Annotated in this window: 11 protein-coding genes; all 11 read right to left on the bottom strand. The window is 35.1% G+C overall.

Annotated features, from left to right (window positions below; translation table 11 throughout):
• Nucleotides 1-11: 11 nt before the first annotated feature.
• The gene (gene hisG / locus WMO42_RS03385; protein WP_055174745.1) at nucleotides 12-656 is read right to left on the bottom strand and encodes an ATP phosphoribosyltransferase; all 645 of its coding nucleotides are present in this window, start codon (nucleotides 654-656) and stop codon (nucleotides 12-14) included.
• A 48-nt stretch (nucleotides 657-704) separates the two neighbouring features.
• Nucleotides 705-1,889, bottom strand: a complete 1,185-nt coding sequence (gene hisZ / locus WMO42_RS03380; protein ID WP_022501753.1) for an ATP phosphoribosyltransferase regulatory subunit — start codon at nucleotides 1,887-1,889, stop codon at nucleotides 705-707.
• A gap of 119 nt (nucleotides 1,890-2,008) precedes the next feature.
• Nucleotides 2,009-3,274 carry a diguanylate cyclase gene (locus tag WMO42_RS03375; protein WP_349191568.1) on the bottom strand — a complete coding sequence of 422 codons (1,266 nt, stop codon included), beginning with the start codon at nucleotides 3,272-3,274 and terminating at the stop codon, nucleotides 2,009-2,011.
• Between the two features lie 2 nt (nucleotides 3,275-3,276).
• Nucleotides 3,277-3,813 (bottom strand): Holliday junction resolvase RecU, encoded by a 537-nt coding sequence (locus WMO42_RS03370; protein WP_022501751.1) that lies wholly within the window; start codon nucleotides 3,811-3,813, stop codon nucleotides 3,277-3,279.
• A complete protein-coding gene (locus tag WMO42_RS03365) occupies nucleotides 3,771-4,925 on the bottom strand; it encodes an RluA family pseudouridine synthase (protein ID WP_349191566.1) in 1,155 nt (384 codons plus the stop codon). The genes WMO42_RS03370 and WMO42_RS03365 overlap by 43 nt, the downstream gene beginning before the upstream one ends.
• 15 nt (nucleotides 4,926-4,940) lie before the next feature.
• Nucleotides 4,941-5,516 (bottom strand): hypothetical protein, encoded by a 576-nt coding sequence (locus WMO42_RS03360; RefSeq protein ID WP_055174751.1) that lies wholly within the window; start codon nucleotides 5,514-5,516, stop codon nucleotides 4,941-4,943.
• A complete protein-coding gene (locus WMO42_RS03355; RefSeq protein ID WP_349191565.1) occupies nucleotides 5,513-7,471 on the bottom strand; it encodes a YgiQ family radical SAM protein in 1,959 nt (652 codons plus the stop codon). The genes WMO42_RS03360 and WMO42_RS03355 overlap by 4 nt, the downstream gene beginning before the upstream one ends.
• A 98-nt stretch (nucleotides 7,472-7,569) precedes the next feature.
• Complete coding sequence (locus WMO42_RS03350; protein ID WP_349191563.1) at nucleotides 7,570-8,295, bottom strand: pseudouridine synthase; 726 nt, start codon at nucleotides 8,293-8,295, stop codon at nucleotides 7,570-7,572.
• Nucleotides 8,296-8,310: 15 nt separating this feature from the next.
• A complete protein-coding gene (locus WMO42_RS03345; RefSeq protein WP_055306608.1) occupies nucleotides 8,311-9,684 on the bottom strand; it encodes an RsmB/NOP family class I SAM-dependent RNA methyltransferase in 1,374 nt (457 codons plus the stop codon).
• 23 nt (nucleotides 9,685-9,707) lie between these two features.
• Nucleotides 9,708-10,508 (bottom strand): GTP pyrophosphokinase family protein, encoded by an 801-nt coding sequence (locus WMO42_RS03340; RefSeq protein ID WP_055306609.1) that lies wholly within the window; start codon nucleotides 10,506-10,508, stop codon nucleotides 9,708-9,710.
• 86 nt (nucleotides 10,509-10,594) lie between these two features.
• Complete coding sequence (locus WMO42_RS03335) at nucleotides 10,595-11,470, bottom strand: M23 family metallopeptidase (protein ID WP_318295444.1); 876 nt, start codon at nucleotides 11,468-11,470, stop codon at nucleotides 10,595-10,597.
• Nucleotides 11,471-11,572 lie beyond the last annotated feature (102 nt).

Here is an 11,572-nt window from a genome sequence, read left to right as displayed (position 1 = left end):
ATTATTAGTGATTATTTATTCTCAAGGTAATTCTTTATATCATTAATAAGCTTTGTAATTCTTTCGTTCTCCATTTTCATACTTACCTGGTTAACAACAATACGTGCTGATAATGGGCATACTTCTTCAAGAACTTCAAGACCATTTTCCCTAAGTGTTGCACCAGTCTCTACAATATCAACAATAACTTCTGAAAGCCCTACAATAGGTGCCAGCTCAACTGAACCGTTAAGCTTTATGATTTCTACTGTCTGGTGCTTCTTGTTATAGAAATAGTCTTTGGCAATATTAGGATACTTGGAAGCAACTCTTATAAGTTCGTGGTGCTGTAATTTCTCCCTGGCTGAGGCTGGACCACATACACACATTTTACATTGCCCGATTTTAAGGTCATATACTTCATATAATGAACGTCCCTCCTCAAGCAGTGTATCCTTGCCTACAATACCAATATCAGCCGCACCATATTCTACATATGTTGGAACATCTGAAGGCTTTGCAAGGAAAAATCTTATACCTAACTCTTCATTAGTGAATATTAACTTTCTTGTGTTCTCGTCTTTCATCTCATCACAAGTTACACCGATATGTTCAAATATCTCAAGTGCTTTTTTAGCTAAACGGCCTTTAGCCAGTGCAATAGTTATGTATCTCATACTAATCTCCATTCTTGTTCTTTATAGAGCAGATTAAATCTGTGCATGTTAAATATAAACAACATCTGAAAGCTGTGAAGCCTTTGCATATTCAATATACTGGCTTTCAGACTTATTATTATTCTTTCTTATCATACATACATTAATGCCGTCTTTTCTTAATTCATTAGCACGTTTGACAGCATCCTGAAGCTTATCCTCACTGTATACAAGAAGCACACCGCTGTATTCAACTTCAATCTCTATATTCTGTCTGTTAATTGCAGCCATAAGTCTGTCAATTATAAGAGAGAAACCAATAGAAGCCTTGTCACAGCCGAACTGTCCAAGAAGCTTGTCATATCGTCCACCACTTGCAATTGGTTCGCCCGTTCCAAATGTAAATGCGTGAAATATAATTCCTGTGTAATATGTATGGTTACTTAATTCACCAAGGTCAAAGGATACATACTTATCGTAGCCATTAATCTTAAGAAGCTCATAAAGATTGGTAAGTCTGTCAACAGCCTCTATGCATTCTGGAATATTAGTAAGGCTTCTGGCTTTATCAAGCACCTCTGCCTGTCCAAAAAGCTGTGGAAGCTCTAATAATACCTTAGCTGTATTCTTATCAATATTAAGATTAGTAAGGATTTCTTCTACACCGATATAATTCTTCTCATTAATAAGATTAAGAAGTTCTTCGTATGTATCTCCTTTAATTCCTGCATCTTTTAATAATCCGTTAAAGAAAGCTACATTGCCGAGCTCTACCTGAAACTCAGTAAGCCCAGCATTCTTCATACAGTCAATTACCATACAGATTATTTCGTAATCCGCATCAATTGAAGCATCATCTATTAATTCAGCACCGATAACTGTATTCTCTTTTAATCTGCCCTGATAATACTTGCTGACATTAATAAATGTATTGCTGACATAGCAGAGTTTAATAGGAAGAATATGATCCTCAAAGTATTTAGCTGCTGCTCTTGCTATAGAAGGTGTCATATCAGGCCTTAACACAAGAGTATTGCCATATCTGTCGAATAACTTGAACATTTCATTAGAAGGCACACTGCCTCGTTCCTTGCTAAATACATCAAAATATTCAATAGATGGTGTCTGGATGTCGTTATATCCGTAAAGACGGCATACATCGTGGAGCTTGTTTTCTATTATTTTCTTCTCAACACATTCAGTGCTGTATATATCGCGTACACCTTCAGGTGTATGAAGCAGATCTTTTTTCATAATCATCCTCGATTCGTGTAAAATTTATATCAGTGTCACTTTACTAAAGTAACGTGATAATATGTTAAAGAGATTATACATAATGACTTTTAGGCTGTCAAGCCTGATTGTATACAATATTATAGTTCTCCGTGAATATCTTCCTTGTAGATTATATATCTGTTACCGCCCTTTGATATAGCAATGTCTGTGGCTTTTATTAGTTTATCAGTTATAACCTTAAAATCTGTTCCGTTATCAGGATATCGTCCAATTCCTATAGAGAATAATGGCATAAATGAGACATCAAATGCTTTACATTCCCATATAATACGTGACCTCATATATTCGATAAATGCCCTTAGCTCTGATTCATTATAAAGATCTTTAACTATAACAACATATTCTGTTTCATTATCAGGATTACCTGCTACACCACGGTATTCTACAACCTTTAATAATGTTTCTTTGATTATGTCAAGAATTGTATTATAAGCCTTTTCGCCATGGGTATCCTTGAATTCAGTAATATTATCAATATGAACCTTGATAAATGCAAATCTATAATTTTTATTATAAGAAATATTGTTAAGCGTATATTTCTCAAGTCCCTCACGTCCAAGCATTTTATTACAGTCTTCATAATCATATGTAGTCTTTGAAAATACATTATTGGCATCTGGAAGCTTAAGTGTTCCAACTGAACGTATTGGCTTTCTTTGTGCGTATATTGTTGAGCCATTTATATATGAGCCAGTAGGCTTTAATCCGTCACCATAATTAACATTTATACTAAAATGGTGATCGTACACACTCTTAGCATTTTTTATATTATTAAAATATGCAGTATATTCTTTTATTGACTCATTTGGTATAAGTCCTTTTTTTAGAATTCTTTCATATACATCATCAATAGTTGAAGATATTACAGCTATGGCATCGTCATTAACATAATTATATATGGTAAATAAATCTTTATCATATTCATAGGTGTAGACTAATTTATCATTTATTGATAGCACTCTCCTATATATTCCTATATCTTCATTAAGATGATTAGTATGATTTTTAAGACCAATGACATCAGATATATTAAGTTCAAGGTATTCTTTCTTGTGGTTATTGGACATATAAAGTCTTTTTATATCCATAAGAACCCATCTGTATGAGTTATCAACTCTTTTCATACGCAGAACCATACTTTTACTTTGCCCAATACGCAGGTTATTAGACACATTAATAAAATCATCAATATCTACCTGATGAATTGCATCAGAGATTGCTGCCTTTCGCACAGCACCAAGAAATTTGTACATTTTCTCGTTAGCTGTGATAATCGAAAAATCCGTGTCAATAAGTGCATATCCATTGACTAATTCATAATTGTCAAGATAATTATGTTTCATAATTACTGCTCCCGTCTGTCTAAGTCTTTTTGAATCGTTTCCAGATAGTGAATCATAATGCCTTTGCCAGAATTGATTCTAAAGCTTTTATCAATCTCATCATAAGTAAAACTTTTTCTTTCACCAGCTTTAGCTCTTTCCCAAAATTTTATTATATCAGAAAATGGCAAATAATAGAACTCATCTCTTGCTGAAAAAAATAATATTATAAAAGCAATTCCGTCCTGCCTTTCAAATTCTTTCATAAATTCAACCTGATGTTCGTGTATATTATGTATTGGAAATGTATCTGCAGCACATTCCTTAGCATCAAAACATACAGGTATTCCCTGTATAACACCTATATAATCAACAGTACTCTTCTGTTCAAAGTATGCAAGTGTAATCTGTCTTGTCTCCTGATTAATCTTAATAGGCGTTATAGGTGTTGGTATCTTCTGTATAAGTCCTAAATGGTTCAGAAGATATTTCTCATTGGTCATATTAATATATTCTTCTAATGAAGAGCCTCTAAGACCTCTTGAATTCCAGGCTGCCATATATTTTCTCCTTTTAATATATTTAAAAATATATCTGGAATATCCGTATGTATATGGATATCCATATCAGGTATATTAAGCTCATAAGAATGTAATAACTGGCTTTTACAATTGTATTTGTCAGTGAACCTTCTGTTAAAAGAAGCTTTTCCGTACTTATAATCACCTGCCAGCGGATGATTGATACTTGCAAGGTGGGCACGTATCTGGTGGCTTCGTCCGGTTATAAGATGAACCTTTAGAAGCGTGGCATTATCAGAATATGCAACAGGGATATATTCCGTTTCGATTGGAAGATATTCACTTGTATCCCTGCCCTTTGGCAGCGTCTGGCATATTGTAACTTTGTTAAGCTTTTTATCCTTGTAAAGATAGCCTTTAATCAGTTGTCTTTTATCAACCTTTCCAGCCACGATACATATATAATATTTGGTAAGTGTTCTTTCCTTAAAATGTGATGAAAGCTCCTGCAAGCCTTTCATCGTCTTACCTGCCGCAATTATGCCGCTTGTATTTCTGTCAAGGCGGTTGCATATTGACGGCGTGAACATAGCAAGGTCTTCATATGTAAGAGAATTATTATGAAGCAGGTATGCTGTAATATATTCTACCAAAGAGCAGTCATTTTTATCTGCCTTTTGTGACAGCATACCAACAGGCTTATTAATAAAAAGGACATTCTCATCTTCATACACAATATCAAGCGGTCTGTATATTTTTTCATAATCAACAGAAAGACCTTTTTTAGAAGCTGTGTAGGAATATTTATCAGCCGTGCTGTCTGTATGTTTGCCATCTGTTTTTACAGCAGGTTCATTAGCAGTGTTATCAGCAGCTTTGTCTGTCATATTATTGGTCTGTCTGCTGACAGCATTAGATATGCAGCTTTTGCCTTCACTGAACTTATTAAGTGTTTCATCAGAAAAAAATATTTTGACAGAGTCGCCTGATTGTAATTTCTCGCTTCCGTCAGCCTTCTTGTCATTAAGTGTAATATTCTTTTTTCTAAGCATTTTATATATAAAGCTTTTACTTGCGGCAGACAGATACTTTGAAAGATACTTATCAAGCCTCTGGTTGTCGCCTAATTTATCTATTATTAATTCTTTCATTCAACACTCCACATATTATAAGCACATATTAAGGCAGCTTTCAGTTACATACTTTATACGATTGTTCTTATTCGTATCGCTATTGTCATAGTTAGCCGCCATATTAGCTGCTCTTTTAATAAATGTATCCTTTTCTGTATAAAGAGTGACAGTCACATTTAACTTATCATTCTTTAAGAATTCTTTAAGGCTTGTCTCAAATAATGCCTTATCCGGAGCTTTATCATGGCTTAATGCAATTATTGTGTTGTCAGATATGACCATAGCACATACGCCAATGGGCTTTTTGTTATTGCTGACAATTACATCATATAAAGCTGATAACTCTCCCTTTGCAGCTTCAACGCTTGTATATAGTTCCTTATCACATACCTTATGTGGCAGTAATATAAAATAAGAAACTGCTATTTTAGCACCGGGAAGTACAAGAACAGTTGCCACAAGTGTCATATAATTATTTCTTGATTTAAAGATTATTAAACCTGTTACAAATACTGCGGCAATTATTAAAAATGCAATAATAGTAAGAAGCAGGTTAAAACTTCTTTTGTATTTAAGATAACCAAACTCACCTTTTTCTTTTTTACTCATAACTTATGTCCTTTTTTAGTAGATTTTGATTTATTATTGGAACTTCTTTTACCCGCACCAGCACTATTATGTTTTCCCTTATTGTTATAAGCTGTGGTATTTTTAACAGTCTTATGTTTGCGTGATGAAAAGTTCTTTCCTCCTGTGTTATGGGATATTTTTCTTGGTGGAATAAGGCATTTTGGTCCAAATCCTATAAGGTCTGTACGTCCATTTTTAATAAGGGCTTCCTTAACAAGATCGTAATTATCTGGATTACGGTATTGTATAAGGGCTCTCTGCATTTCCTTTTCGTGGTGGCTTACAGGAGTATATACCTTCTCCATAGTAGCAGGATCTAAGCCTGTATAATACATACAGGTAGACAGCGTTGATGGTGTTGGATAGAAATCCTGCACCTGTTCGGGCATATAACCAAGATCCCTTATATATTCTGCAAGCTCAATCGCCTCCTTCATAGTCGAACCGGGGTGGCTTGACATAAGATATGGGACAACGAACTGCTGCTTGCCTGTCTTATTATTAATGCGCTTATAACGTTGTAAGAACTTTTCATATACATCATTGGAAGGCTTGCCCATTTTCGTAAGGACATTATCTGATATATGCTCAGGTGCAACCCTTAACTGTCCGCTTATGTGATGTTCACATAACTCTTTAATAAATGTATCATCCGCATCACACATACAGTAGTCAAAACGTATTCCTGAACGGATAAACACCTTCTTAACGCCAGGCACTTTACGAAGCTTTCTTAAAAGCTTAATATAATCAGAATGGTCAACTGTAAGATTCTTGCAGGGAGCCGGAAAAAGGCACTGTCTGTTCATACATACGCCCTTAGTAAGCTGCTTTTCGCAGGAAGTATGCCTGAAATTAGCTGTAGGTCCTCCAACATCGTGTATATACCCCTTGAAATCTCTATCTTTAGTCATAGTAACAGCTTCATCAACAATGGATTCGTGGCTTCTTACCTGAATTATCCTTCCCTGATGAAATGTTAAGGCACAGAATGAACAGCCTCCAAAACACCCTCTGTTGCTTGTTATTGAGAATTTAATCTCTGATAAAGCCGGTATTCCGCCATCTGCTTTATACATTGGGTGATAATCTCTCATATACGGAAGTGCATATACATCGTCCATCTCCATAGTAGTAAGTGGTTTTGCTGGTGGATTCTGTACGACATATAGTTTTTCTTTGGCTTTTTCTACAAGTATCTTTGCAGTAAATGGATCAGTATTTTTATACTGTGTATAAAAACTTTCAGCATATATTCTTTTATCTTTTACAATCTCATCATAGGATGGAAGATTTATATAGTCAGATAAATTATCCAATGTCTTAGTCTTGTATACAGTTCCATTGATATAAGTTATATCTTTTACATCAATTCCTGCATTAAGTGCATCAGCTATCTCAACAATAGAATGTTCGCCCATTCCGTAAGAGATTATATCTGCACCCGAATCTATAAGAACGGAATGTTTTACTTTGTCAGACCAGTAATCATAGTGCGACATTCTTCTTAATGAAGCTTCAATTCCACCTAATATAATAGGAGTTGATTTGTATACCTGCTTAATTAAGTTACAGTATACAATTGTCGCATAATCAGGTCTTAATCCCATAACTCCGCCAGGTGAAAAGGCATCTGAATGACGTCTTTTCTTATTGACGGTATAATGGTTTACCATAGAGTCCATATTACCCGCAGACACTAAAAATCCAAGACGTGGTTCGCCAAGTATTGTTATGGAGTCTTTATTCTTCCAGTCTGGCTGTGCTATTATTCCAACTTTATATCCAAAGGATTCCAATACCCTTGATATGATAGCAGGTCCAAACGATGGGTGGTCTACATAAGCATCACCTGAAACATAGACGAAATCACATTGCTCCCACCCTCTTTTTTCCATATCTTCCCTGCAAACGGGGAGAAAATCGTGTATCATATATATCCTCATTTCTGTGCACACTTTAATGCAGTATAACTGCAATGTATCTAACAGATATCTGGTTAATTTGTGTCAAGTGCACACAGACACAAATGTTAATTCCAGCTTTTTAATAAATTAATTTCACTACCGGTTAATGGCCTGAACATTCCAGGTTCAAGTGTTTCATCAAGCTGTAACTGTCCCATTGATAATCTTTTAAGATAAAGCACCTCTGAACCGGCTGCCTTAAACATTCTTTTTATCTGATGAAACTTTCCCTCTTGAATTGTTATGTTTAAAAATGTTGTATCATCCTGATTGTTATATTTAAGTATCTCAAGCTTTGCTGGCATTGCGGTAAAATCTTTATCAACAACAAGCCCATTTTTAAACTCATCAATATATTTATTGTCTATACTGCCTTTTGCTACAACATAATAAGTCTTATCAATATGGTGTTTTGGTGATAACAGCCTGTGTGCCATATCACCATCATTAGCTATGATAAGAAGTCCTTCTGTATCCTTATCCAGTCTTCCAACCGGAAATAAATCCTTACGTTTGTTATCAGTTATAAGTTCAACGACAGTCTTAAAATCCTTATCAGATACAGCAGACACAACGCCTGCTGGCTTATTAAGCATATAATATTCGTATTCTGAATAGCCTAACACGTTATTATCAACAGCTACAACATCCTTGTCTATATCGACTTTAATCTCTGGACGAGTGATAACTTCGCCATTGATTGTAACCCTTTTCTTTCTGATTATGTCTTTTACGGCACTTCTTGTTCCAGCCTGCATATCACAAAGATATTTGTCTAATCTAATAACCATTAAAGTCCTTTCCTTCTACATCCATCTCCAGCCGGCAAGATATTTATTCTTAAGCTGCGAGCCATTAGATTTACCCCAGCCTAAAGGATATCCGTCAACGCAAAGCAATGCCCAGCCCTTGCTGTCAGCAAAATCATCAACGTCAATTGTCTCGCCCTTTAAATATCTTACAACACGTTCATCGTCTACGCTAAGGTTAATGCAGTTATTATACTGTCTCATTGTAAGTGCCATAGCAAGTGCCTGACTTGGCTCAAAGCGGTTCTTTTTAAGTTCACCAAGCAAAAGACCATTTCTTATTATTCTAAGACCCTTTTCATCAGCCATATACCTGGAAATATAGTACACACGGTTATCTCTTATATTAATATATTTAGTGTCGATATCCATTGATACATTTGCAAGGAAATCCTTTAACTCATCTGGAATTTTAGTATTAAATGATCCTCTTGTATAATGTGCATTATTAATGTCATCTGGATTATCCTTTTTAAGAAGTGCAACAAAATGTCCTTCGCCATGCATTTTATGTGGGAATATCCTCACACATTTGTCAAGATTATACTTATTATCATTATCAATATCAGTAAAGCCCTTAGTAAATCCTTCGTATGGTTTAATATCAACAAGTTTCATATCTGGACAGTTATCAAGAAGATATTTAATGCTCTCTTCATCTTCCAGAGAAGAAAATGTACAGGTTGAATAAAGCATCATTCCACCTGGGCGGAGCATTTTCGCACCATGTATTATAATGCTTTTCTGTATTGCAGAATATACTTCTGGACCGCTCTGTTCCCACGCCTTGATAAGTTTATTATCTTTTCTGAACATACCCTCACCAGAACAAGGTGCATCTATAAGAACCTTATCAAAGAATTCTGTGAATCTTCCTGATATCTTAGCTGGGTCTTCATTAAGCACACAAAGGTTATAAATACCAGATACTTCAACATTCTTAAGCAGTGCCTTGGTTCTTGAATTGCTTATGTCATTAGTTATAAGAAGTCCTGTTCCATTAAGCTTTGCTGCAAGCTCTGTCGATTTTCCTCCTGGTGCGGCACACATATCAAATACAACATCGCCCTCATCAATAGGAAGTACATTAGCTGGTGTCATTGCACTAGGCTCCTGAATATAGTAAAGTCCGGCGTAATAATATGGGTGCTTTGCTGGTTTATCTGTTTCTTCATAGTAAAAGCCATTCTCAATCCAAGGTATGGGTGTAAGCTTAAATGGACTTATCTTAAGAAAATCTTCTGTTGAAATCTTAAGGTTGTTAACACGAAGTCCATATAATCTTTTATCATTAAAGCTTTCAAGATAATCATCAAAATCATCTTTAAGCATATCTTTCATTGAATTAAGATATTTCTCTGGTAAATTCATAAAATCCTCTTTCTTTATACATTTTATATACTCTGTGCTTTATAATTCTCTGCAATCATATCTACCTGCCTGCTGAATCTTTGCAGTCTGGCAACATCATCAGTCTGGTATATCTCATAGAATTCATCCTGAATTCTGATGATTTCCTGCTTGTTAGCAACTTTATAAAGGCTTTGTATATTATTAAGTATGTCAGATACAATGTTAGCTTTGGTTGATACATAATTCTGTGCATCAATAATTTCATCGTGAATACTCATCATCTCGTTATCAAGCGTATATATGGCATCTGCGGCTGATGTAAGTCGTTCCCTTACGTGCTTTGGAATATTGCCGTTATATTTGTACTGGAGAGAGTGTTCAATTATAGCCCAGAAGTTCATTCCAAGTGTTCGTATCTGGATTTCTACTGGAATTATCTTAGTCCCCTTTACAGTTTCAACTTTATACTGGACTATAATATGATAGCTTCGATATCCGCTTTCCTTGATATTCTTGACATAATCTTTCTCAGTTATGACTTCCATATCGCTTCTTGCCCTTATAAGGTCAGCTACATTATATATGTCATCAGTAAACTGGCATATAAGCCTTATACCAGCGATGTCAAGAATATGTCCTTCAATTTCATTAAGGTCTATATTATGCTTCTGGGCTTTTAATAAGATACTGGATATAGATTTAACCCTTCCTAAAACCTGTTCAATTGGAGAATATATGCCTGCCTGTCGGTATTCTTTAACCATATGATTAAACTTAACCTGAAGCTCCTCTACCGCAAGCTCGTATGGGTTAAGGATTTCTTTCCACATCTGTATTTCCATATAAGTCCTCGTTTCTATTATATATTTTCATAAATTCTTTAAATCTTTTCACTATTAGCCGACGATAATTATAGCACATAACGATACTAATAACCATAAATTAAAGTCTTATTTTGATTAGATTTTAGTATCCAATATGGGTTGATTGACACTTCATTGCCTGAATTATCAGTTATGTACATCCCAAAATGTAAATGTGTCTGAAATTTGCCAGATGTACCCTCTACTTTGCTGTATCCTGTACTTCCCATATAGCCAAGCAGCTCTCCCTTATGAATTATATCACCTGCTTTATAAGCTTTGGCATAGGAATCAAGGTGGGCATAATAGTAATATATTTTATTAGCAGACGTTATGCCTATCCGGTAACCGCCAAGCTCTAACCAGCCGACGTTAGTTACTGTTCCGTCACATACAGACACAACAGGATATAATCCATCTTTATTAATATCAGCACATATATCAGTTCCCTCGTGTGTTCTGTTACCTTTGTAGGTTCTTTCATAATTCCACGAATTAACATAGTTAACCCACTGCTCTGTCTTTGAAGAGTGTGGCACAGGAAAATATTCCATATCATATAGTATGCCTGTTGCGGTTTGTTTTAAAAGCTTGAATTCAGCAGCATTTTTCTTACAGAAGATTGTTTTGACCTTGTCAAAATCAGACACGGTAAGCCGCTTAACAGCATTGTCCGTTATATGACATTCATTCATACAACACAGCACAATAAATAACTCAGCAGGGTTTACATTCATCTGTTCTGCCTTATTAATAATATCCTGCAAATCACATTCCACCTGCATTGCACGGAAGTTATCATCTGATACGGTTAATGTCGTATATGCCGCAATGCGCGTATAGTGTCTTATAATATTAAGATGAATACTGCATATTAAGGCACAGCATATTGTGATAATAAGCAGATTCGTTTTATTATTTATAATGTCCGTTTTATTCATATTTTCCATTTTCACTTTATTATTCACTAAATAATATGTCTAACAGGCTGTTGTAATGAATAGAATAAATTATATTAAACGGACAAATAAGACTTTCTTATC

Source organism: Lachnospira sp. CLA-JM-H23 (assembly GCF_040096425.1).
Taxonomy (GTDB): domain Bacteria; phylum Bacillota; class Clostridia; order Lachnospirales; family Lachnospiraceae; genus Lachnospira; species Lachnospira rogosae.
The sequence above is the reverse complement of the archived record's forward strand: the minus strand, read 5'-3'. Positions and strand labels throughout refer to the sequence as shown.

What these genes read in the sequence shown, in the direction of transcription:
- hisG (WP_055174745.1), bottom strand. Translation starts at nt 656, where the DNA reads ATGAGATACATAACTATTGCACTGGCTAAAGGCCGTTTAGCTAAAAAA.
- hisZ (WP_022501753.1), bottom strand. Translation starts at nt 1,889, where the DNA reads ATGAAAAAAGATCTGCTTCATACACCTGAAGGTGTACGCGATATATAC.
- WMO42_RS03375 (WP_349191568.1), bottom strand. Translation starts at nt 3,274, where the DNA reads ATGAAACATAATTATCTTGACAATTATGAATTAGTCAATGGATATGCA.
- WMO42_RS03370 (WP_022501751.1), bottom strand. Translation starts at nt 3,813, where the DNA reads ATGGCAGCCTGGAATTCAAGAGGTCTTAGAGGCTCTTCATTAGAAGAA.
- WMO42_RS03365 (WP_349191566.1), bottom strand. Translation starts at nt 4,925, where the DNA reads ATGAAAGAATTAATAATAGATAAATTAGGCGACAACCAGAGGCTTGAT.
- WMO42_RS03360 (WP_055174751.1), bottom strand. Translation starts at nt 5,516, where the DNA reads ATGAGTAAAAAAGAAAAAGGTGAGTTTGGTTATCTTAAATACAAAAGA.
- WMO42_RS03355 (WP_349191565.1), bottom strand. Translation starts at nt 7,471, where the DNA reads ATGATACACGATTTTCTCCCCGTTTGCAGGGAAGATATGGAAAAAAGA.
- WMO42_RS03350 (WP_349191563.1), bottom strand. Translation starts at nt 8,295, where the DNA reads ATGGTTATTAGATTAGACAAATATCTTTGTGATATGCAGGCTGGAACA.
- WMO42_RS03345 (WP_055306608.1), bottom strand. Translation starts at nt 9,684, where the DNA reads ATGAATTTACCAGAGAAATATCTTAATTCAATGAAAGATATGCTTAAA.
- WMO42_RS03340 (WP_055306609.1), bottom strand. Translation starts at nt 10,508, where the DNA reads ATGGAAATACAGATGTGGAAAGAAATCCTTAACCCATACGAGCTTGCG.
- WMO42_RS03335 (WP_318295444.1), bottom strand. Translation starts at nt 11,470, where the DNA reads ATGAATAAAACGGACATTATAAATAATAAAACGAATCTGCTTATTATC.